The 22,153-nt window shown below is 67.2% G+C and carries 22 protein-coding genes and 1 tRNA gene; 11 read left to right on the top strand and 12 right to left on the bottom strand.

Going from position 1 to position 22,153, the window contains the following annotated elements; genetic code table 11:
• Positions 1-94 precede the first annotated feature (94 nt).
• Together ABS88_RS08940 and ABS88_RS08935 are read left to right on the top strand one after the other, a co-directional pair.
• Positions 95-1,291: an aminotransferase-like domain-containing protein gene (locus ABS88_RS08940; RefSeq protein WP_076074107.1), complete on the top strand. Its 1,197-nt coding sequence runs from the start codon at positions 95-97 to the stop codon at positions 1,289-1,291.
• Positions 1,291-1,950, top strand: coding sequence for an ABC transporter ATP-binding protein (locus tag ABS88_RS08935; protein ID WP_286749627.1), 660 nt, complete (start codon positions 1,291-1,293; stop codon positions 1,948-1,950). Before ABS88_RS08940 ends, ABS88_RS08935 begins: the two co-directional genes overlap by 1 nt.
• A gap of 107 nt (positions 1,951-2,057) precedes the next feature.
• On the opposite strand, the gene ABS88_RS08930 is transcribed toward ABS88_RS08935, so the two are convergent.
• Complete coding sequence (locus ABS88_RS08930; RefSeq protein ID WP_067105209.1) at positions 2,058-2,804, bottom strand: SDR family NAD(P)-dependent oxidoreductase; 747 nt, start codon at positions 2,802-2,804, stop codon at positions 2,058-2,060.
• Positions 2,805-2,814: 10 nt separating this feature from the next.
• Positions 2,815-3,861, bottom strand: coding sequence for a phosphotransferase family protein (locus ABS88_RS08925; protein ID WP_286749651.1), 1,047 nt, complete (start codon positions 3,859-3,861; stop codon positions 2,815-2,817).
• Between the two features lie 308 nt (positions 3,862-4,169).
• On the opposite strand from ABS88_RS08925, the gene ABS88_RS08920 reads away from it, so the two are divergent.
• A complete protein-coding gene (locus ABS88_RS08920; protein WP_076074006.1) occupies positions 4,170-4,775 on the top strand; it encodes a TetR/AcrR family transcriptional regulator in 606 nt (201 codons plus the stop codon).
• A 215-nt stretch (positions 4,776-4,990) separates the two neighbouring features.
• Here the strand turns inward: ABS88_RS08920 and ABS88_RS08915 are convergent, their stop codons facing one another.
• Positions 4,991-6,139: an acyl-CoA dehydrogenase family protein gene (locus ABS88_RS08915; RefSeq protein ID WP_199775051.1), complete on the bottom strand. Its 1,149-nt coding sequence runs from the start codon at positions 6,137-6,139 to the stop codon at positions 4,991-4,993.
• 23 nt (positions 6,140-6,162) lie between these two features.
• Between ABS88_RS08915 and ABS88_RS08910 the strand changes: the two genes are divergently transcribed.
• Both ABS88_RS08910 and ABS88_RS08905 read left to right on the top strand, forming a co-directional pair.
• Positions 6,163-6,492: a hypothetical protein gene (locus ABS88_RS08910; RefSeq protein WP_158682043.1), complete on the top strand. Its 330-nt coding sequence runs from the start codon at positions 6,163-6,165 to the stop codon at positions 6,490-6,492.
• A 331-nt stretch (positions 6,493-6,823) separates the two neighbouring features.
• Positions 6,824-7,492, top strand: coding sequence for a hypothetical protein (locus ABS88_RS08905; RefSeq protein WP_234002559.1), 669 nt, complete (start codon positions 6,824-6,826; stop codon positions 7,490-7,492).
• A 75-nt stretch (positions 7,493-7,567) separates the two neighbouring features.
• Here the strand turns inward: ABS88_RS08905 and ABS88_RS08900 are convergent, their stop codons facing one another.
• The 3 genes from ABS88_RS08900 to ABS88_RS08890 all read right to left on the bottom strand — a co-directional run bounded on the left by ABS88_RS08900 (position 7,568) and on the right by ABS88_RS08890 (position 9,208).
• A complete protein-coding gene (locus tag ABS88_RS08900) occupies positions 7,568-7,819 on the bottom strand; it encodes a hypothetical protein (protein WP_278502359.1) in 252 nt (83 codons plus the stop codon).
• A gap of 174 nt (positions 7,820-7,993) precedes the next feature.
• Positions 7,994-8,068 (bottom strand) — tRNA-Gln (locus ABS88_RS08895).
• A 54-nt stretch (positions 8,069-8,122) separates the two neighbouring features.
• Positions 8,123-9,208, bottom strand: coding sequence for a branched-chain amino acid aminotransferase (locus ABS88_RS08890; protein WP_076074001.1), 1,086 nt, complete (start codon positions 9,206-9,208; stop codon positions 8,123-8,125).
• 76 nt (positions 9,209-9,284) lie between these two features.
• Here ABS88_RS08890 and ABS88_RS08885 point away from each other — a divergent pair, with 76 nt between their 5' ends.
• On the top strand, positions 9,285-9,794 hold the full coding sequence (locus ABS88_RS08885; protein ID WP_076073998.1) for a MarR family winged helix-turn-helix transcriptional regulator: 510 nt from the start codon (positions 9,285-9,287) through the stop codon (positions 9,792-9,794).
• A gap of 22 nt (positions 9,795-9,816) precedes the next feature.
• Here ABS88_RS08885 and proC read toward each other — a convergent pair whose 3' ends face one another.
• Together proC and ABS88_RS08875 are read right to left on the bottom strand one after the other, a co-directional pair.
• A complete protein-coding gene (gene proC, locus ABS88_RS08880; RefSeq protein WP_076073996.1) occupies positions 9,817-10,647 on the bottom strand; it encodes a pyrroline-5-carboxylate reductase in 831 nt (276 codons plus the stop codon).
• 19 nt (positions 10,648-10,666) lie between these two features.
• Complete coding sequence (locus ABS88_RS08875) at positions 10,667-12,340, bottom strand: alkaline phosphatase family protein (RefSeq protein ID WP_234002558.1); 1,674 nt, start codon at positions 12,338-12,340, stop codon at positions 10,667-10,669.
• Between the two features lie 95 nt (positions 12,341-12,435).
• Between ABS88_RS08875 and ABS88_RS08870 the strand changes: the two genes are divergently transcribed.
• The 5 genes from ABS88_RS08870 (at position 12,436) to ABS88_RS08850 (ending at position 16,839) form a co-directional block, all read left to right on the top strand.
• On the top strand, positions 12,436-14,502 hold the full coding sequence (locus ABS88_RS08870; RefSeq protein ID WP_286749625.1) for a protein-disulfide reductase DsbD family protein: 2,067 nt from the start codon (positions 12,436-12,438) through the stop codon (positions 14,500-14,502).
• Entirely contained in the window at positions 14,499-15,239 is a 741-nt protein-coding gene (locus ABS88_RS08865) for a TlyA family RNA methyltransferase (protein ID WP_076073990.1), read from the top strand. The genes ABS88_RS08870 and ABS88_RS08865 overlap by 4 nt, the downstream gene beginning before the upstream one ends.
• A 62-nt stretch (positions 15,240-15,301) precedes the next feature.
• Positions 15,302-15,850, top strand: coding sequence for a TspO/MBR family protein (locus ABS88_RS08860; protein WP_067105220.1), 549 nt, complete (start codon positions 15,302-15,304; stop codon positions 15,848-15,850).
• 37 nt (positions 15,851-15,887) lie between these two features.
• The gene (locus ABS88_RS08855) at positions 15,888-16,166 is read left to right on the top strand and encodes an accessory factor UbiK family protein (protein WP_067105221.1); all 279 of its coding nucleotides are present in this window, start codon (positions 15,888-15,890) and stop codon (positions 16,164-16,166) included.
• 169 nt (positions 16,167-16,335) lie between these two features.
• Positions 16,336-16,839, top strand: a complete 504-nt coding sequence (locus ABS88_RS08850; RefSeq protein WP_067105222.1) for a type III secretion system chaperone family protein — start codon at positions 16,336-16,338, stop codon at positions 16,837-16,839.
• A 21-nt stretch (positions 16,840-16,860) separates the two neighbouring features.
• Here the strand turns inward: ABS88_RS08850 and ABS88_RS08845 are convergent, their stop codons facing one another.
• From ABS88_RS08845 to ABS88_RS08830, 4 genes are all read right to left on the bottom strand, one after another.
• Complete coding sequence (locus ABS88_RS08845; protein ID WP_076073988.1) at positions 16,861-17,820, bottom strand: right-handed parallel beta-helix repeat-containing protein; 960 nt, start codon at positions 17,818-17,820, stop codon at positions 16,861-16,863.
• Between the two features lie 95 nt (positions 17,821-17,915).
• Positions 17,916-20,537: a methionine synthase gene (gene metH, locus ABS88_RS08840; protein WP_076073985.1), complete on the bottom strand. Its 2,622-nt coding sequence runs from the start codon at positions 20,535-20,537 to the stop codon at positions 17,916-17,918.
• Positions 20,538-20,561: 24 nt separating this feature from the next.
• Positions 20,562-21,086: a GNAT family N-acetyltransferase gene (locus tag ABS88_RS08835; RefSeq protein WP_076073983.1), complete on the bottom strand. Its 525-nt coding sequence runs from the start codon at positions 21,084-21,086 to the stop codon at positions 20,562-20,564.
• A 4-nt stretch (positions 21,087-21,090) separates the two neighbouring features.
• Positions 21,091-22,143: a homocysteine S-methyltransferase family protein gene (locus ABS88_RS08830; protein ID WP_067105226.1), complete on the bottom strand. Its 1,053-nt coding sequence runs from the start codon at positions 22,141-22,143 to the stop codon at positions 21,091-21,093.
• Between the last annotated feature and the right edge of the window lie 10 nt (positions 22,144-22,153).

Genomic DNA, 22,153 nt, shown 5'->3' with positions numbered 1-22,153 from the left:
GGATGATGGCGGATTCGTCGGCCCGAACCATCGTTCCGGGCAGGGTGAGCCGCTTCGCAAACGGGCGCGGCGCAGAAGAGGGGCACAGGATTTGTTGAGTGATGATCGTCTGGCACGCCGGGCAAGACCCCTGTCGACGCGCTTTCCGGCCCCGCATTTTCCATCCGAGTTCGACGAGGGGACGATCTTCTTCGATTCGGGTTTCGCCGCGCCGCAACTGCTGCCCGACCTGACGCCCTATGCGGAGGCGGCCCTCGGCGCGCATCGCGAGGAGGTGCTGCAATATGCATCGGGCCGCGGCCAGCCCTATATGCGCGCGTGGCTGGCGGAGTGGATGAATGCCAATGGCTGCGACCTGACCGCCGACCACATCCTGGTCACCAACGGCGCGAAGCAGGGGATCGACCTCGTCTGCCGGCTGCTGCTCGACGAAGGCGACGCGATCGTGGTGACCGCGCCGACCTATTTCACCGCGGTGCCGATCTTCCGCAATTTCGGCGTCGAGTTCATCGAGGTTGGGCAGGATGCGGCGGGCCTCGACGTCGCGGCGCTTGCCGCCGCGCTCGATCGCCGCGCCGCCGCCGGCCGGGCGGCGCCGAAGCTGATCTACAACGTCCCCGAATTCCACAATCCGACCGGCACGACGATGCCCGACGCGCGCCGCGCCGCGCTGGTCGCGCTCGCGGAGGAGCGCGGCATCGCGATCATCGAGGACAGCCCCTATCGCCGCGTGCGCTTCGAAGGCGCGGACCAGGCGCCGCTCAAGGCGCTCGACCGGTCGGGATCGATCTTTCACCTCGGCAGCTTTTCCAAGCTGGTCGCCCCCGGACTGCGCATCGGCTGGGTCGCCGCCGAGCCCGCGCTGATCGCGCGGATGATCGCGCTCAAATCGGAAGGCGGTTCTTCGCCGCTGATCCAGAGGATCATTCATGGGTTTGCGAGTTCCCCTGCCTTTCCCGCGCATATCGCGCGCGTGCAGGCGGCCTATCGGGAACGCCGCGACGCCATGATGACGGCGCTGGCGCGCGAACTGCCCACCGCCCGCGTCGCGGCGCCCGAAGGCGGCTATTACGTCTGGGTGACGCTGCCCGACGAGGCCGACGGCGACCAGCTCGCGGCGCGCGCGGCCGAAGCGGGCGTGCACCTGATCGCCGGAAGCCGCTTCTTCGCGTCGCAAGGCGCGGGCGTCCCGCGCAATCACGTCCGGCTGGCTTACAGCTATGCCACGCCGACGCAGATCGAAGAGGGCGTGCGGCGACTGGGCGCCGTCTATCGATCGATGACATGCTGATGGCGGCATCCGCCTCGCCCCTGGTCGAGTTCCGCGGCGTCGAGAAACGCTATGCGGCTGGCGCCGCTGCCGCGGTGGCCGGGCTCGACCTGGCGGTCGAGCGGGGCGAATTCCTGACCCTGCTCGGCCCCTCGGGCTCGGGCAAGACGACGACGCTGATGATGCTCGCAGGGTTCGAGACGCCGAGCGAGGGCGACATATATCTCGATGGCCGCTCGCTTGCCGACCGGCCGCCGCACAAGCGCAACATGGGCGTCGTCTTTCAGAATTACGCATTGTTCCCGCACATGAGCGTCGCCGGGAATATCGCCTTTCCCCTGCGCGTCCGCGGCATTCGCGGCGCCGATGCGGCGGCGAAGGTCGAAGCGGCGCTGGCGCTGGTCCGGCTCGAAGGCCTTGGCGACCGACGGCCCGACGCATTGTCGGGCGGCCAGCGGCAGCGCGTCGCGCTGGCGCGCGCACTGGTCTTCGAACCCGACCTGGTGCTGATGGACGAACCGCTGGGCGCATATTCGAGGTTGGAAAGCCCCGGAGAGAATTCGCCATATTCGTGCGGCAGGAACAGGTTCCACAGCCCGGCGGCGCGCGCCTTGTCCTTTAGCGCCTCCATCTGCGGCCATTCCTGCCACAGATTGTTCTGGTCGTGGACGAAGTCGTAATAGGCCCGCTCGTTCGGATAGACATGCTCGTCCATGAAGGCTTCGAGCGTCTTGAGCAGGGCCGCGACCCTGGCGCTATATTCGAAATCCATGTTTTCTGCCTTTCGTTACAGCATCAGCCCGCCGTCGACCACGATGGTCTGGCCCGTGACATAGGAGGCGAGCGGCGAGGCGAGGAAGATGGCGGTGCCCGCCATGTCGGCGGGTGTCCCCAGCCGCTGCTGCGGAATATTCGCGAGCGCGCCTTCGAGCCGGGCGGGATTTTGCGTCGTGACCTTCGTCAGCTTGGTATCGACGAGACCGGGCGCGAGGCCGTTGACGCGGATGCCGTCGGCGGCGAACGCCTGCCCCAGCGTCTTGGTCAGGCTGATCGCCCCGGCCTTCGACGCCGCATAGGCGGGGTTGCCGATATTCGCCTTCAGCCCCGAAACCGAGCTGACGATGACGATCGATCCGCTGCCGTCCGACAGCGCCGCGCGGAACTTGCGAGCGCAGTGCATCAGGCTGTCGAGATTGACCGCCATCACCCGGTCCCAACCCGCGCGCTCGAATTCGCCGCGGCGATAGACGACGGTCCCCTGGCACAGGATCAGCACGTCGAGGCCCCCGTCAAACGAAGCCGGCGCGGGCGCGGCCTCGATCGCGTCGGGGTCGCCGACATCGACGCAGTCATAGCCGAGGCCCGACAGGTCGGACCCGTCGGCGGGGTCGTAATCCGCGGCATCGGCGCGCGTGCCCCAGACATGGACCCGCGCGCCGCGTTCGCGGAACCCGTGCGCGATGCCGTTGCCGATTCCGCTCGACCCGCCGACGACAAGCACGCGCTTGCCGGAAAAGTCGGTATCGTCCTTCATCTTCTTCCTTTCAGCCAATGCGGCGCAATGCGCGCGCGAACAGGTCGACACTATGGGCATGGAGCCGGTCGCCCGTCTCGCGCGGCGCCTTTCCGGCGCAGGCGCGGGCGTACGTGCCTTCGAGGATGATGCCGAGCTTGAAGCAGGCAAGCACGACATACCAGTCGAGCGCCGCGAGGTCGCGTCCGCTGACGGCGCCATAATGCGCGACCAGTTCCGCCGGCGTCGCAAAGCCTTGCCACGGCGTCGCCGCTACGTCGGTCGCGCGCGGGACGTCGCCCTCGGGCCAGGTCGCGAGCAACCAGCCAAGATCGAGCAGCGGATCGCCGATCGTGCTGAGTTCCCAGTCGACGACGGCGGCCAGGTCGCCGCCGTCGGGGCGGACCATGACGTTTGCGAGATGGAAATCGCCGTGGATGATCCCGGGGCGGAAATCCGCCGGCCGGTGCCTGTCGAGCCAGCGCCCGACGGTGTCGACGCCCGGGATCGCATCGGGGCCGGGCCAGCCCGGCAGATCGGCGTAGGAGGCAAGCTGCGCCCGCCAGCGGCCGACCTGCCGCTCCAGATAATTGTCGGTCTTGCCGAACCCTTCGAGCCCGGCGGCGCGATAGTCGATCGCCCCCAGCGCCGCGATCGCTTCCACCATCGACAGGCCGATGCGATGGCGGATCACCGGGTCGCCGGCATGCAACGGCGGCAATCCCGCCACCGGATTGAAGCCGTCCACGGGCTCCATCAAATAGAAGGCCGCGCCGATCACCGCCTCGTCGGGACATGCGGCAATCAACCGCGGATGCGGAACGCCCTTTCCGGCAAGGCCCGCCAGGACGCGCGCTTCGCGCCGCATCGCTTCGTTGGAGTTGGCGCGCAGATTGAACGGAGGACGGCGCAGCACATAGACCTCTTCGCCGCGCGTGAAGCGCAGCAGGATATTCTGCGTGCCGCCCGATAGCGGATGCGCGTCGACGATCGGGCCCGTCCCGATGCCCTGTCCATCCATCCATACCCGCAGCGCGGCCAGGTCGACCCCTTCGATCATCATCGCCCCTTCACGCATTCCAGTCACCTGATAGCGCATCCCGGCATGGCCGCCAGAAGCAATACCCTCATCCCGCTTCTCTATTTTCATCCGAACAGTTAGTAGATTTATTGGACTTCGCTGTCAATCGGTGGCACCTCTTTCTGCCATAAAGAGGCCTTCGTCATTGCAAATTTCAACGCGCGGTTTATTTGACGTTGAAGCTGATTAATCGTTTCGCAGGATTGGATTAAGAGGCGGCACCAACGGGCATCCCGGGCGTGGCACGGGGCCCGACGTTTGTCATTGCCGCCCACGACACCTGCAACCGTAACGAAGGACGAAAGATGGACGCAGTCTCTGCAAAACGGTCGCCGCGCCCGCGAAAGCAGAAATTCTTCGACCGGCACGACGAGGTCATCCGCGCCGCCGCCCGCGTCTTTGCCGAGAAGGGGTTTCGGCATGCGACGCTGGAGGATATCGCGGATGCGCTCGATATCACCCGCGCCGCCCTTTATTATTACGCGCGCAGCAAGGACGAACTGGCAACCCAATGTTCGGACAAGGCGGCCGAGCAATTCAACGAGGCGGTCGAAAGCGCGCAGCGGCACCAGACCGGCCGCGAACAGATCGTCGCCTTCTTCCGCCGGTATGCGGAGATCATCTGCGACGATTTCGGACGGTTCTTCGTCCGGCTCAACATCACGGAGCTGGCCGAGCCCGCCCAGATACGAACCAGGGTCGGACAGCGCGAGCTTCACGAAGCGGTGCAATCCATGATCGCGGCCGGCATCGCGGACGGAACGCTCCGCGATGCGGACCAGAAGGATATAAGCCGCATTCTGTTCGGCGCGTTCAACGGCATCGTCCGATGGTATCGCCCGGGATCGCGCGCGCCCAGTCAGGTCGCGGACGATTTTCTCGCCATCTTTCTGCGCGGTCTTACGGCCTGAGGCCTTGGCCGGTTCAAGGGATGCGCCTTGCGGCAGCCCCGAGCCTGCCGGCCTATATGCTCCTCAGGCAGGCAAGGGTTTGTTCCCCGGCGAAAGCCGGGGTCCAGATGGCGTAGCGCAGCCCCGCGTGGGCCCGGCTTTCGCCGGGGAACGATTCCTTGCCGAAAAAGGGATCGTCACCGATCCTGCCGGAGTCCCTCGGCCGGCCTTGGACGCTACAGCGACCGCCCCACCAGCTCGCGCTGGATCTCGTTGGCGCCGCCATAGATGCGTTGCACGCGGGCATCGGTGTACATGCGGGCGATTGGATATTCGCGCATATAGCCATAGCCGCCGAAAAACTGCAGGCAGCGGTCGATGACTTCGACCTGCCGGTCGGTGAGCCAGAATTTCGCCATCGAGGCGAGCGTGGGATCGAGCGTCCCGTCGACCCATTTCTCGATCACATGATCGCAAAAGGTCCGGCACGCCAGCACGGTGGCCTTGATGTCGGCGAGTTCGAAGCGCGTGTTCTGGAAATCGACGATCGCCTTGCCGAACGCCTTGCGCTCCTTCACATAGTCCAGCGTCAGCGCCAGTGCGCGCTCCATCGCGCCCTGCGCGGAGATCGCGATCGCCGCCCGCTCATAGGGAAGCTGCCCCATCAGCTGGTAAAAGCCCTGCCCCTCGACGCCTCCCAGCACATTGTCCGCCGGCACGGTACAATCGTCGAAATACATTTCCGACGTATCGGCGCCTTCTATGCCGATCTTGTCGAGGCATTTCCCGCGCCGGAATCCGGGCGTGGCAGTCTCGACGAGGATCAGGGAAATCCCCTTCGCCCCCTCGGCGCCCGTCCGCGCGACGACCAGGACGAGATCGCTCTGCTGGCCGTTCGTGATAAAGGTCTTTGCGCCATTGACGACATAGGCGTCTCCGACCCGGTCGGCACGGCAGCGGATGGCCTGCAAATCCGACCCGGTGCCGGGCTCGGTCATCGCGATCGAGCAGATGACCTCGCCGCTCGCGATACCGGGCAACCAGCGGAGCTTCTGCGCTTCGGTGCCGAAAGCGAGGATATAGTGTCCTACGATGTGGCTGAGCATCACCCCGAACGCGGCATCGCCGACGCGCGCCTGCTCGCGGATGACAACCGCCATATGCGCCGGCGTGCCACCCGATCCCCCATATTGTTCGGGCACGTCGGGCAGGATGATCCCCAGTTCGCCTGCCTTGCGCCACACGTCCCGCCCCGTTCGCTTCGCTTCGCGCCATTTCAGGTCGTTCGGCTCGACCTGTTCGCGAAAGAAGCGCGCGACCACCGCCTCGAACTGTTCGAGGTCGCCATCCATCCAGTGGGACGAATAATTTTCGAACATTTGCATTTCTTCCCTCATCCCTGCGGCCGATGTTCAAGCTGGCCCGTGTCGCTATTAATTCTAATGACTATTTAGAAGAATTTTTTTGCGCGTCAATCCATTGGGAATCGAACGACGACACCGGCCGGCCGATCGAACGCGGCCGGCACGGACCGGGCGGAGTCGGCATCCGGAGGCGGAGCGGGATGATGATCGCGCCCCCATGGGGCACGAAGCTTGAGGCGTGCAGCGCCGGTGGCGCCCGGCGCATTTGTCGCCATGACGGCGAGATCAGCGCCGGCGATGCGTTAGCGCACCCGCCGGCACCGATCATCGCGAGCCGATACCGTCAATATTTGAACGAGACGGTGACGCCGTAGGTCGCCGGGCGGCCGGCGTAACGCGCAACTGCCAGTTCGTCATCGGCGAGGACGACATGACGACCCCGGCCGATTACGTTCTCCAGGCCTCCAAAAACCGCTGTCGGTTGAAGCCGAATGATGGCGGCCGGCGCCTGCGCGATCTTGCCCGCCCTCGCTCTTGTCATCGGCCTGACGCGCCCCTATCCCGCGCAAACGCCGCCGCCACCGAAAAAGGCTTTCCCTGATCCCTGTTCCGGCCACTCCCTACGCGGAACCGCTCGGCATCGGCGCCGGACGGCGCACGCTTTCCATAAGCCTGGCCCTGCTGATCACCGGCGGCCTGCTGCTCATGCTCCTCACCTTCGGCGTAGGGAAACCGACGGATAACAGGGAGGAGCGCGTCACGATCGTGACCCTGGAGGCCGCTGGAAATTCGGAAGAAGCGCCCGAACCGGACAACCGGGAACGCGAGCAAGCCGAAGAGAAACCTGCGCCGACCCAGCCGGCTGCCGAGCCGCAACCGGAAACGCCCAAGCCTCCGCCCACGCCAATCCTCAACCCGACAGCCGCGCCGCCCCCGCCAACCCCGAGTGAGCGGCCACCCGCGCCGCAACCTCCCCAGCCCGTCCTCCGGCCGTCCGACGGAAAGGTTTACGGGCCGCCCAACAGCGGCGGCCGGTCCTCTGCTTTCCGCGATACGGAACAGGTAGGAACGGCGCCCAACGGCGAACCGCTTTATGCCGCCGCCTGGTATCGCGAGCCAAGCGACAACGAACTGCGCGGCTATCTATCCACCGCCAGCGGCCCCGGCTGGGGCCTGATCGCCTGCCGCACAGCACCCGATTACCGCGTCGAGGATTGCGTCGGACTCGACGAATATCCAAGCGGATCGCAGATCAATCGCGCGGTGCTCGCCGCAGCCTGGCAATTCAGGGTGCGACCTCCGCGACGCGGCGGACAGCTATTGGTCGGCGCCTGGGTCCGTATCAGAATCGATTACGGCACGGGACGGCGTTAGGTTCAGCCGTGGCGGCTTCGTGCGGCAGGATTTCCCGCCCCACCCAAGCCATGATTCTCGCGCGCTTCTCCCGGTTCACGTCATTCGTCTTTTTCGCTCCCGTTCATCCCAACGATGCACGACGGAAGAATTGCCGTAAATTTTGTGCATTTTTTGCTCGAAGCCATCAACGTCCATCCCCAAGGGCCGAGCGCGATCGAATGGGCGTGCGAGTTTTTGGCGCGTCAGGTCGGGGGCAATCCTCAAGCCCGGCATCAAGGGATCACCGAGCGAACCTGTTTTGAGCACGTCGATCGACGCAGGCGTAAAACCACCTTTCCTGGACATGACCGACTCCATCGCCGGCTCCCCGAGGCAGGAAAACAGGTAACAAATCGGGTAACAATATCTGTCCAAACCAGTCCGAAACTGGCGGAATCTGCCTCGACCCCTCTGGCTCGTCCGTTGTCTGAAAACTCACCTTTTCGGCCGAATCCCAAAGTGATTCGACCAGAATCCGGCTGGCTGGGGCGGCAGGATTCGAACCTGCGCATGGCGGTACCAAAAACCGCTGCCTTACCGCTTGGCTACGCCCCAACGGCCGGTGCGAGCGCGCTCTATAGCGTTTCGCGAATGGTTGGCAAGGCGGCCCTAGAGGCGCGTCACCCAGCCGTGGGGGTCCGCCGCCCGGCCGCGCTGGATGTCGACCAGCTTTTCCTTCAGCATCGCCGTCACCTGTCCAGGGCCCCCGGCACCGATGGTGAAACTGCCCGCGCCGCGCGCCACCTTGCCCACCGGAGTCACCACCGCCGCGGTGCCGCAGGCGAAGCTTTCGGTGAGGCGACCGCTTTCCGCATCGGCCTGCCACTGGTCGATCGCATAGGGTTCCTCGCGCACCGTCAGGCCCGCATCGCGCGCCAGCGTCATGATCGCATCGCGCGTGATGCCGGGCAGGATGCTACCGGTCAGCGGCGGGGTGACGAGGCTGCCGTCCGCAAAGACGAAGAACATGTTCATCCCGCCCAGTTCCTCGATCCAGCGATGCTCGGCCGCGTCGAGGAAAACGACCTGGTCGTGCCCCTTGGCGATCGCCTGCTGCTGCGCGACGAGACTCGCGGCATAGTTGCCGCCACATTTGGCGGCGCCGGTGCCGCCCGGCGCGGCGCGCGTATAATCCTCCGACACCCAGAGCGAGACCGCCGGGGCGCCCGACTTGAAATAGTTGCCGACCGGCGAAGCGATGACGAGGAAATGATATTCGGCCGCCGGCTTGACGCCGAGGAACACCTCGCTCGCATACATGAAGGGACGCAGATAGAGCGCGCCGCCCTCCACCTGCGGGAACCAGTCGGCGTCGACGCGCACGATCTGCTTCACCGCCTCGATGAACAATTCCTCCGGCAGTTCGGCCATCGCCATGCGGCGCGCGCTGGCGTTGAAGCGCGCGGCGTTGGCCTCGACACGGAACAGCGCCATCGCCCCGTCGTCGAGCCGATAGGCCTTGAGCCCTTCGAATATTTCCTGCGCATAATGGAGTACCGCTGTCGCGGGGTCGAGCAGCAGCGGGCCGCGCGGCATCACCTGCGCATCGTGCCAGCCCTTTCCTTCCGCATAGCGGATCGACACCATATGGTCGGTGAAGACACGCCCGAACGCCGGGTCCGCGATCGCCGCCGCGCGGACATCCTGTGCCGTGGGATTGGGATGCGGCAGACGGGCAAAGGCGGGAGCGGACATGGATGACCTGTTCGTTGGGGGTGGATCGGTGCGCGCCTCTTGCCAAAGCAAGGGCGCAGGCGCAACGGGAGTCGCCATGGCCGAGGAAAATTTCCTGTCGCAAGTCCCCGCCGCTTCCGCTCTTTTCTTACGCGAGGAAGAAGTCCGCCGGGGCATCGAATATCTGTTTTTCGGCCACGCCGCGCTGTGGCGGACGATCGACGCGCGGCTGGCGGAAAACGGCCTGGGCCGCGCGCATTACCGGGCGCTCTATTTCATCGCGCGCCAGCCGGGGCTGACGATCTCCGACCTGCTCGCACTGCTCGGCATCACCAAGCAGTCATTGGGACGCGTGATCAAGGAGATGGAGGCGCGCGCGCTGCTGGCGACGCGGCCGGGCAACCGCGACCGGCGGCAGAAGGAATTGCGGCTGACCCCCGAGGGACGCCAGCTCGAAAGCGCGATCTTCTCGCAGCTCCGCGACGCGATGAGCCGCGCCTACACCCACGCGGGGCAGGCCGCGGTCACGGGGTTCTGGCAGGTCAACGAAGCGCTGCTGCCGCCGCGCGATCGCGGCCGGATCGCGAAACTGGGGACAGAGGCCTGACCCCGCAGCAGAACCGAAAAGCCTATTCCTCGCCGCGCGCCAGATCGGCGAGCTCGCGGCCGCGGTCGCGCGCCGCGCGCAGGACGTTGGTCATCAGCGCGACGAGCTGGCCATCCTCGTCGAGCACGTCGAGTCCCGCCTGCGTCGTGCCCCCCTTGCTCGCGACCTGCGCGACGAGGGCGCCGGGCTTTTCGCCGCTGGCGTCGAGCAGCGCGGTCGCGCCGCCGAAGGTTGCGGCCGCCAGTGTCAGCGAATCCTCGTTCGACAGGCCTAGCCGCTCGCCGGCGGCGGCATAGGCCTCGATCAGGCGAAAGACGAAGGCGGGGCCGCTGCCGGTGAAGGCGGTGATCAGGTCCATCGAAGAATCGTCGGCAAGCGTGACGACCTGGCCGAGCGCCGCCAGCATCGCCGTCAGCATGTCGCCGTCGGCATCGCCGCTGGTGGCGAGCGCCGACACGCCCGCGCCGATCCGCGCCGCGAGGTTGGGCAGGATGCGCGCCTGCGCCCGGGCGGCCGGAAAGCGCGCGGCGAGATCCGCGAGCGAGACGCCCGCCAGGATCGACAGGAGATGGGTATCGCCGGTCACGACCGGCGCCAGCGCGTCCGCGACCTCGCCAAGCTGCTGCGGCTTCATGCCGAGCATCACCCAGTCGGCGGCGCCGTCGGCCGCCTGCCAGTCGGCGAGCATCGCATGGAGCGCGACCCCGTCGCGGGGCTTCGCGGCCGGATCGACGACCGCGACGCGCGCGGGGTCGAGCCCCGCCGCCAGCCAGCGGTCGAGCATCGCCCCCGCCATGTTGCCACAACCGACCAGCAGCATCCGGCCGGAAAAATCCCGCAAAACCTTTGTCATGATCCTTGTCTCTCGTCCCTCAGCGGCAACTGCTCTCGGGCCCCGACAGCAGGTCGAGGCAGCTGCCGTCGACTTTGCTCATGTCGAGCGGCAGGCCGATCAGCGCGGCGAGCGTCGGCAGGATGTCCACCGTCATCACCGCATTGGGCTGCTCGAACCCGGCAAGCCCCTTGCGCCAGAAGAGCATGGGAACGCGCCGGTCGTAGTCCCAGACCGACCCGTGCGTCGCGACATAGCCGAGCCCCGATTCGGGGATCGGCGTCACGCGATCCTTGAGCACGACGATGAAATCGCCCGACCGCTGCGCATTGTAGGAGGCGCGTAGCTTGTCGAGCAGGCTCCAGGTGTCGGCGGCGCGCTTCGAAATCGGGCGCGACGCCAGTTCTTCGGCGGTCACGACCGCCTCGACCTGCGGATGCGCGCGATAGCGGGCGACGAGTTCGGCGAGCGCCGCCTTGCGCTGCGCCGGGGTCAGCGCCTTCGACAGATACATGTCGCCGAACGGACCGTCGGCGTGGAAGAGCGGCTGTGGCAGGCCCAGCTTCTCGGCCACCGCCTTGCCGATCGCCGCGGGGTCGAGCGTCCGCGCGACGCGTTCGGCGGCGGGCCAGCCGTTTTGGCGATTGCGCTCGGGCATGTCGTGCCCACCGTGATCGGCAGTCAGCGCGACCACATAATCGATGCCGGTCGCATCGAGCCGGGTGAAGAAATCGCCGAGTTCGCGGTCGAGCGCGAGCATCTGGAGGCACATCTCGCTGCCTTCGGTGCCGACGCCGTGACCGATATAGTCGGTCGCCGACAGGCCGAGGATCAGCAGGTCGGTCGCCTCGCCCTCGCCGAGCCTGCGCGCCTGCCGCAGCGCGGTCGCCGCCGCGAGCACCGCGCCATCGGCCTCGGGCGAGGCCATGAAACGACGGAAATCGCCGCCGTCGCGCGCCAGCCGGCCGGTGCCGACAGTGCCGCCCTTGTCGATCGGGATCGCGATGTCGTGCGCGGCGCAGTCGGCGGGCAGCGTCAGGCCGGGGCGCGATTGCGCGATCGCGGCAGCGATGGCCGTGCCCGCCTGCGTCGCGGTCGGCGACAGCGCCCGGCCGCGATAGCTGGTGAGTCCGGTCGGCGCGAGCCACATCAACTCGTCGGCCTGGCGCCCGCCCATCATGATCGCGGCACGGTCCTTGCCCGCGACCGAGACGACCTGCGCCCGCGGGTCGTGCGCCTTCATCAGGTCGCCGAGCGTCGGGACCATCAGATGATCGACCGACGGCGCATATTGGCCGCTGCGCGAACTCGTGCCCGGCACCGTCTCATCCTCGGCGCAATAGAGCCGCTTGTCCTCGCGCGCGGCCGACAGGTCGAAGAAATTATTGGCGACGATGCCGGTATGCGCGGGATGGTTGCCGGTCAGGATCGTCGAATGGCCGGGGCAGGTTTCGGTCGCGCCATGCGCCTGATAGCCCGACGGAAACACCACGCCCGAAGCGAGACGCGCGAGGCCGCCGGTAAAATGGCTGCGATACTGGGCGAACAGGTCGGCGGAGAACTGATCGACCGCGATCATCACGACCAGCTTGGGCGGCGGCGTCGCGGCGGTCACTTTCTGCACTGGGGGCGCCGCATCCTGAGCGAGGCCCGCACCGGCGCCGGCGACGCAGAGGGCGGCGGCAAGCGCGGTGGTCAGATGTTTCAGCGTCACGGGCCTTCTCCGTTGCGGGTGTCGGTGCGGGCTGTCCTCTCGGCGAAAGCCGCCTATATGGCAAGCCTTGAAAGGCGAACGGAAGCGGCATGGGCATGGAGCGTGCGCAAGACAGGTCGATGACGGCGGCGGGCCGCCGCGCGCTGGCGCTGCTCGCGCTCGCCCTGCTGACGCTACTCGTTCCCGGTCAGGTGCACGCTGCGACGCCGCATATCGCGGCAAAGCTGGCCGCCGAATCGCCCGCGCCTTTGCCCGGCGGATCGACGACCGTCGCGCTCGTCATGACTCCCGAGCCGGGCTGGCACGGCTATTGGTCGAACGGCGGCGACGCCGGGTTCGGCATGCAGGTCGAATGGAACCTCCCCGACGGGGTCACCGTCGCGCCCTTTCGCTATCCGGTTCCCGAGGCGCTGATCCTCTTCGGGATGATGAATCATGTCTATGAGCATCCCTACGCGCTGCTCGCCGACGTGCGGGTCGATCGCAGTGTCGCGCCGGGTTCCGACCTGACGCTGACCGGCATCGCCAACTGGCTGGCGTGCACCGACAAGATATGCGTTCCCGAAAAGGCAGTGATCTCGGTCGCGATGCGGGCCGGCGACGGCGCGGTCGCGCCCGCCGCGCGACGCCAGTTCGATGGCTGGCGCGCGCGGCTGCCGCAACCGCTCGACCGGCCGGGAAGGTGGGAACGCCGCGGCGATACGCTGCGCTTCGCCGTCCCGCTGCCCGCGGGCACCGTGCTCGATACCCCGCACCTTTTTCTCGCGACCCGCGACCTCGCCGACTATGCCGCGCCGCAGGCGTTCAGCCGCAACGGCGATCAGTTGATCGTCGAGACGCGCGCTCGCGGCGAGGCGACCGGCGTCGCCGAGGGGCTGCTCAAGCTCTCGGACGGACGCGGCCTGTCGCTGCGGTTCGAGCCGGGCACGGTCCCGGCCGCCGGCAAAGCGGTCGCGGCGGCGAGCCGGCCCGACGCCGCGCTGTTCTGGACCGCGCTCGCCGGGGCGATCCTCGGCGGATTGATCCTCAACCTGATGCCGTGCGTCTTCCCGATCCTCAGCCTGAAGGCGCTCAGCCTCGCACGGTCGGGCGGTGCGGCACGCGAGGCGAAGGTCGAAGCGCTTGCCTACACCGCCGGCGCGGTGGCGACCGCGCTGCTGCTCGGCGGCGCATTGCTGGCGCTGCGCGCCGCGGGCGAGCAGGTCGGCTGGGCTTTCCAGCTCCAGCATCCGGCCAGCATATTGGTCCTGCTCGTCCTCGCCTGCGCGATCACCCTCAACCTGCTTGGCCTTTACGCCTTGCCGTCGTTCGGCGGCGGACAGGCGCTCGCGGCACGCGGCGGGGCGGCGGGCGGCTTCTGGACCGGGGCGCTCGCCGCCTTCGTCGCGACGCCGTGCAGCGGCCCGCTGCTCGGGGCGGCGCTCGGCGCGACGCTCGTCCTGCCCGCCTGGGCGGCATTGCCTATCTTCGGCGGGCTCGGGCTCGGAATCGCCTTGCCCTTCCTCGCCGTCGGCTTCATCCCCGCGCTGCGGCGCCGCCTGCCCCGGCCGGGGCCGTGGATGGATCGCTTTCGCAGGTGGATGGCGCTGCCGATGGGCCTCACGGCGGTGGCGCTGGCATGGCTGCTGTGGCGTCAGGCGGGCGCGACGGGCCTCTTCGCGGCGCTGGGTGCCGTGGTGCTCGCCGGCGCCCTCGCTTTCGCCGCAGGCCGCGCGCAGCGGCATGGGCGTGCCGTCGCGCCGCTGTTCGCGCTGCTGCTGTTGCTCGTCCCGCTCGCATTGTGGACCAACCACGCCGCGCGCGCAGGGGGAACCGCGCCGACCGACGCCACCGCCTTTTCTCCCGACGCGCTCGTCAGGGCCCGCACCTCCGGCAAGCCGGTGTTCGTCTATTTCACTGCCGACTGGTGCCTGTCGTGCAAGGCGAACGAAGCGGGCGCGATCGAGCGCGAGGCGGTGCAGGCTGCGTTCGACAAAGCCGGGGTCACGACGCTCGTCGGCGACTGGACCAACGGCGACCCCATCATCACGCGCACCCTCGCCGAGCATGGACGCAACAGCGTGCCGCTCTACCTCTGGTATGCGCCGGGCGCCGCGCGGCCCGAGATCCTGCCGCAGATATTGACCCCCGGACTGCTGATCGGAAAGGCGCAGCGCCGGTGAGCAAGCAGCGCGCCGACCAGTTGCTCGTCGATCGCGGCCTCGCCGAAAGCCGGACGCGCGCGCAGGCGCTGATCCTCGCCGGGCTCGCCTTCGTCGGCGACCGCAAGATCGACAAGGCGGGGCAGCAGATCGCCGACGATGCCGAGATCAGCATCAAGGGGCGCGATCATCCATGGGTGTCGCGCGGCGGGATCAAGCTCGACCATGCGCTTGCGCATCTCGGCTGGGACGTGGCGGGCGCGGTCGCGATCGACGTGGGTTCGTCGACCGGCGGCTTCACCGATGTGCTGCTTTCGCGCGGCACGGCGCGCGTCCACGCGGTGGATTCGGGCACCAACCAGCTCGCATGGAAGCTGCGGCAGGACCCGCGCGTCATCGTCCACGAACAGACGAGCGCGCGCATCCTGACCGCCGACCATATCCCCGAGCCCATCGGTCTGGTCGTCTGCGACGCGAGCTTCATCGCCTTGTCGAAGGTTCTGCCGGTGCCGCTGTCGTTCACGGCCGAAGGGGCGCGGCTGGTCGCGCTGATCAAGCCGCAGTTCGAGGCGCAGCGGCACGAGGTCGGCAAGAAGGGCGTCGTGCGCGACCCCGCCGTCCATGCGCGCGTGTGCGCGGAGGTCCGCGCATGGATCGAGGAAAGCGGCTGGATCGTGCTCGACCTGATCCAGAGCCCGATTACCGGGCCAGAAGGCAATGTCGAATTTCTGGTCGCGGCGCAAAAGCGGAACGCTTGACGCTGGGCTCGCGAGTCGCGACACCGTTGTCACGCAGAATCGCGAAAAGGGACCAGCCGAGCATGAGCGAGATCGCCACACCGGGCCAGCTACGCCTCTCCTATTGGCGCTGGGCGATGATCACCGTCCCCGCGATCGTGCTGATCGGCAGCCTGATGGGCCTGCTTTCGAACAGCGGCTACGGCAATCGCTGGTTCGCGGCACTCGACCTGCCGTCCATCGTGCCGCCGGGCTGGGTGTTCGCGGTCGTCTGGCCGCTGCTCTACATCTGCCTCGGGCTGGCGCTGGCGATGGTCCTTCATGCGCGCGGCGCCAAAGGACGCGGCTTTGCGCTGCTGCTCTTCTTCGCCCAGCTCCTCGCCAATTTCGCCTGGTCGCCGCTGTTCTTCGCCGCGCATCAGGTGACAAGCGCGCTGTATCTGATCATCTTCATCCTGATGGTGACGCTTGCCACCGCCTTCGCCTTTGCATCGATCCGCAAGGCGGCGGCGTGGCTGCTCGTGCCCTATCTGCTGTGGCTCGCTTTCGCGAGCGTCCTCAATTTCCAGATCGACCAGCGCAACCCCGACGCCGAAGCCCTTGTCCCGCACGCGGCGAGCACCCAGATATAGGCGCGGCAAGGGGCCGACCCCGACGAAGGATAGAGTGATGCAGAGCGAGAACCGCATTTTCGACGATCTGGCCAAGATGATGAACGGCATCGCCGGCACGGTCGCCGGCGCCGGCCGCGAGGCCGAAGCCGCAATGCGCGAGCGCGCCAAGGAATGGATCGGCCGCATGGACTTCGTCAGCCGCGAGGAATTCGAGGCGGTGAAGGCGATGGCCGCGACGGCGCGCGCAGAGGCGGAGGCGCTGAAGGCGCGGCTCGATGCGCTGGAAGGTGCAGCGAAGCCGGCGGCGAAACCCAGAACCGCACCTAAAAAATAGGCGGCCGTCAAAGAAACTGCCGCTTCCTGTCTTCGTCATGCTGAACTTGATTCAGCATCCATTCTCGCGCCGCCCCCGATCGCGAGTGCCGAATGGACCTCGGATCCAGTCCGGGGTGACAAGGTGGTGCGGACTCGCCAGGTCAGCCATCACCCGCTAAAGGCGCTCCATGAGTGACGATATCTACGATGACGACGGCCAGGAAGCGGCGCCGATGGACATGCTCGCCTCCTATTTCGCCGCGCACGACTGGGCGCACGAGATGGTCGGCGAGGACGAGATCGTCGCGACCGCGCAGGGAAGCTGGACGACCTATGAGCTGCGCGCGGTGTGGCGTCCCGACGACGGTGTCATCCAGCTTCTCGCCTTCCCCGACATCCGCGTCGTCGAGGACAAACGCGCCGCCGCGCACGAAGCGCTGGCGCTGATCAACGAACAGCTCTGGCTCGGCCATTTCGAGCTGTGGTCGAACAGCGGCACGATCCTGTTTCGCCACGGCATGCTGCTGGGAAGCGACGCCGCGCTGTCGCTCGACCTCGCCGAAACGCTGGTCGAAAGCGCGATCGACGAATGCGAGCGCTTCTATCCGGTGTTCCAGTTCGTGCTGTGGGGCGGCAAGACCCCGGCCGAGGCGCTCGCCGCCTCGCTCATCGAAACACGCGGAGAGGCATAGCGCCGCTCCGTTCGGACCGCTTCACCGTTTCTCGTAGCGCTTGAGCCCCGGGCCGAGGTCGTTGGCGCCGATCGCCAGCGGCTCGCCGCTCCAGTCGGCGACGAACGCCACGTTGCGACCGAGCCCTTCGGGCAGGCTGGCCCGATTGCCCTCGATCGACAGGCCGCGCGACGGATTGTCGCGCGCCTCGGCGGCGACCGCGATGATCGCCGAATAATTCTCCTTGTCGCGCCCCTGCACGAACAGATTGTCCGCGATGCGCCCCGTCGCGCCCGCCGGCAGGTCGATCATGTAATTGGTCGCCGTCCCCTGCGTGTCGTCGAAGCTGTTGTCCCGAATGTCGACCTGCCCCGCACGAACCTTCAGATAATGGCCGCCGGTGCCTTTTTCGAAGCGGCTGTGGGTCACCACGACGCGGCCGTAGGCGCCGGTATAGACGCTGTGCGCGCAGCTCAGCCCGCGGTCACAGCGGCCGAGCCGCGAAAAGGTCGAGCGCTCGATGGTCAGCGTCGACTGCGGGTCGTCGGCGGTGAGGATGCCCTCCTCGCTGCCACGGAACAGGCTGTTGACGATGGTCAGGTCACCCTGTTCGAGCCGGATTCCGGCGCCGTTGCCGTCGGGCACCCGCATGTTCTGAAAGACGATGCCGTCGACGCGCGCGCCGTCGCCGCGCAGCACCAGCGCCGCCTTGCCCTCGCATGTCACGCCGTCGAATATGCTGCGCCCCGGCTCGGCAGCGACGAAGGCGATATGTCCCGCCGTCTGAACCGCGCAATCGCGATGATAGCCGGGGGCGATGCGGATCGTCCCCTGCCCCTCGCCGATCGCGTCGACGGCCTGCTGCAACCGGCCGAAGGCGCGGCCGCTTTCAGCGATAACATAGGGCGCATCGCCCGATTGCGCGGGCAGCGGCATCGGGGCGAGGAGCAGTGGAAGGGCGAGCAGCGGCAACAGCGGCCGGCGGAGAAGCGTCTGGATCATGGCGCCGTCATAGCGATTTCGGCGCCGCGCGTCCTTCGCGAAGCTGGTTAACCCGCCACCTGTCCCTTTATCGGACAGGCGGCGGGCGATCGGTTTCAGTCGAGATTGGGGCGCAGCCAGCGGCGCGCGGTTTCGAGATCGACGCCGCGCCGTTCCGCATAATCGACCAGCTGGTCCTCGCCGACCCGCGCGACCCCGAAATAGCTCGCATCGGGATGCCCCAGATAGAAGCCCGAGACGGCCGAGGTCGGCAGCATCGCGAAATGGTCGGTCAGGATCGCGCCCGATGTGTTGCCGGCGTCGAGCAACTCGAACAGGATCGGCTTCAGGCTGTGGTCCGGACAGGCCGGATAGCCCGGCGCGGGGCGGATGCCGCGATATTCCTCCTTGATGATCGCCTCTGGCGTCAGCTGCTCACCCGGTGCATAGCCCCAGAGCACAGTGCGGACATGCGCGTGGAGCCGTTCGGCGAAGGCTTCGGCGAAGCGGTCGGCCAGCGCCTTGAGCAAGATGTCGTTGTAATCGTCATGCGCGGCCTTGAAGCGCGCAAGATGCGGCTCGATGCCGTGGATCGCGACCGAAAAGCCGCCGATCCAGTCGCCGTCAGGGCTGACGAAATCGGCGAGGCACATGTTGGGGCGCCCCTCGCGCTTGGCGATCTGCTGGCGCAGGAAGGGGATGCGGACGTGCCGTTCCTCTTCCTCGAGGTGGATGACGACGTCGTCGCCGTCGCGACGGCACGGCCACAGCCCCGCGACCCCGCGCGCGTGCAGCCAGCCTTCGCCGACGATCTTCGCAAGCATCGCCTGCGCGTCGGCAAAGAGACCGCGCGCGCTTTCCCCCACCACCGCGTCGTCGAGGATCGCGGGAAAGGTGCCCGCCAGTTCCCAGGCGCGGAAGAAGGGCGTCCAGTCGAACCATTCGACCAGTTCGGCCATGTCCCATTGGTCGAACGCATGCACGCCGGGCTGTTCGGGCGGGAAGGGCCGGATATGCTCGTCGACCGCGAAGCCGTTGGCGCGCGCATCCTCGATGGGGATCAGCGCGCTCTGCCCCTTGTTCGCGCGCACCTCGCGGATATGCGCATAATCCTCCTTATAGCCCTGCACATAGGCGTCGTAGCCGGTATCGCTGACCAGCGCCGTCGCGACGCCGACCGCGCGGCTCGCGTCGAGCACGTGCAGCACCGGTCCTTCATAGGCGGGGTCGATGCGCAGCGCGGTGTGCATGCGCGAGGTCGTCGCGCCGCCGATCAGCAGCGGCATCGTCATGCCGGCGCGCTGCATCTCTTCCGCCACGGTCACCATCTCGTCGAGCGAGGGGGTGATCAGGCCGGACAGGCCGATCATGTCGGCGTCATTCTCGTTCGCGGCCTGCAGGATGCTGCTCCACGGCACCATGACGCCCAAGTCGACGACCTCGAAGCCGTTGCACTGGAGCACCACGCCGACGATGTTCTTGCCGATGTCGTGGACGTCGCCCTTGACGGTCGCCATCACGATCCGGCCCTTGCCCTTGGCGCCTTCCTCCTTCTCGGCCTCGATGAAGGGCAGCAGGTGCGCGACCGCCTTCTTCATCACGCGCGCCGATTTCACGACCTGCGGCAGGAACATCTTGCCCGATCCGAACAGGTCGCCGACGACGTTCATCCCGTCCATCAGCGGCCCTTCGATCACCTCGATCGGCCGGTCCATCGCCAGCCGCATCTCTTCGGTATCGGCGACGATATGCGCGTCGATTCCCTTGACCAGCGCATGTTCGAGCCGCTTTTCGACCGGCCAGCCGCGCCATTCCTCGGCCGCCTTTTCCTGCGCCGCATCCTTGCCCTTGTAGCGTTCGGCGAGCGCGATCAGCCGTTCGGTCGGCGATTCGGCCTCGCCCTCCACCTTGCGGTTGAGGATCACGTCCTCGCAGGCGTTGCGAAGCTCCGGGTCGATCGTGTCGTAGACGTCGAGCTGCCCCGCGTTGACGATCGCCATGTCGAGCCCCGCCGGGATCGCATAATAGAGGAAGACGCTGTGCATCGCGCGGCGCACCGTCTCGTTGCCGCGAAAGCCGAACGACAGGTTGGACAGCCCGCCGGAAAAATGGGCGTGCGGGCAGCGCTGGCGGATGACCTTCACCGCCTCGATGAAATCGACGGCATAATTGTCATGCTCTTCGAGCCCCGTCGCGATGGCGAAGATATTGGGATCGAAGATGATGTCCTCGGGCGGGAAACCGATGCCGGTGAGCAGCTTGTAGGCGCGCTCGCAGATCTCGATCTTGCGTTCCCTGGTGTCGGCCTGCCCGACCTCGTCGAACGCCATGACGACCACCGCGGCGCCATAGGCCCGGCACAGCCTCGCCTGCGCGAGAAAAGGCTCCTCGCCCTCCTTCATGCTGATCGAGTTGACGATCGGCTTGCCGGGCACGCATTTGAGGCCCGCCTCTATGACGCTCCATTTCGACGAATCGATCATCACCGGCACGCGCGCGATGTCGGGCTCGGCGGCGATCAGCTTGAGGAAGGTCGTCATCGCCCGTTCGGCGTCGAGCAGCCCTTCGTCCATGTTGACGTCGATAACCTGCGCGCCATTTTCCACCTGCTGGCGCGCGACCTCTACCGCGGCGGTGAAATCGTCGGCGAGGATCAGCTTCTTGAACGCCGCCGATCCGGTGACGTTGGTGCGCTCGCCGATATTGACGAAGGACGAAGAGGAGAGGGTCTGGGTCATCGAAGGTCCCGAAAGGAAGAGAGGTCAGGCCGCGACGGGGCGGGCAAGGACGAGATCGTCGTAGAGCTTGCCCCCGACGTCGAACTGCCGGGTGCCGATGTCGGCAAAGCCCTGCTTGCGATAGAAGGCGAGCGCGCGGTGATTGCGCGCATAGACGCCAAGCAGCAGCCGGCGATAGCCCGCCGCCGCCTCGACCGCCCGCGCCATCAGTGCCGCGCCCAGCCCGGTGCCGTGAAAGCGCGACAGCGCATAGATGCGCTTGAGCTCGATATCGCCGTCCTGCGCCGCCGCGAGGCCCGGCGCGCCGACGAGGGCAAATCCGACGGGCGCACCGCCGGGACACGCCTCGGCCAGCCAGGCGCGGGCACCCGACGCCAGGGCGGATCGATAGGCCGTCTCGCCATGCTGTGCGGCGCAATGGCCGATGATCGCCGCGCCGTCGAGGATACCGGCGAAGGTTTCGAGAAAGGTCGCCGCGCCGATCAGTGCCAGCGCCGCGGCGTCATCGGCGCCAGCCTCGCGGATCGTCCATGCTTGTCCATCCTCCATCGGATCAGGCCGCCGCCATGGTGAAGGGTTCCAGCCCCGCGAGACGCGTGCGCACCGGCACTTCGGGAATATGGCGCGGCGCAAGGCCTTCGACCGCCTTTGCCATCGCGGCGATATGCGCGGGCGTCGATCCGCAGCAACCGCCGAGGATATTGACCTGCCCATGCTCTGCCCATTCGCGCACCAGCCCAGCGGTCGTTTCCGGCTGCTCGTCATATTCGCCGAGTTCGTTGGGCAGGCCGGCGTTCGGATAGACCATGACCAGCGTGTCGGCGAGATCGGACAGCACCCGAACATGCGGACGAAGCTGCGCCGCGCCGAAGCTGCAATTGAGCCCGACGGTCAGCGGCTTTGCATGGCGCACCGCGTACCAGAAAGCCTCGACCGTGTGGCCCGACAGGTTGCGCCCCGACAGGTCGGTCAGCGTCATCGAGATCATCAGCGGCAGTTCGCGCCCCAGCTTCGCCTCCGCCTCGAGCGTCGCGGCGATCCCCGCCTTGGCGTTGAGCGTGTCAAAGATCGTCTCAATCAGGATGAAATCGGCACCGCCCTCGGCCAGCGCGACCACCTGGTCGCAATAGACCGCCTTGAGCTCGTCGAAATCGATCTCGCGATAGCCGGGATTGTTGACGTCGGGCGACAGCGACAGCGTCTTGTTGGTCGGCCCGACGGCGCCCGCGACGAAGCGGCGGCGGCCGTCGCGCGCGGCAAATTTGTCGGCCGCCTCGCGTCCCAGTCGGGCGCTTTCATGGTTGATGTCGGCGACCAGATGCTCGGCGCCATAATCGGCCTGGCTGATGCGGTTGGCGCTGAAGGTGTTGGTCGACACGATGTCCGACCCCGCCGCCAGATAGGCTTCGCCGATCGCCGCGACGACGTCGGGGCGGGTCAGCGCGAGAATATCGTTATTGCCCTTCTGGTCGCGGCCGAGGCCGAGCGTGCCGGCATAGTCGGCCTCTGTCAGCTTGCGGAGCTGGATCTGCGTTCCCCAGCCGCCGTCGGTGAGCAGGATGCGGCTGCGGGCCGCCTGCTGCAGGGCTTCGCGCGCGCTGGTCATCGATGATCCT

This window comes from Sphingopyxis sp. SCN 67-31 (assembly GCF_001725095.1).
Note: the sequence above shows the minus strand (reverse complement) of the source record. Positions and strands in the feature narration are given on the sequence as shown.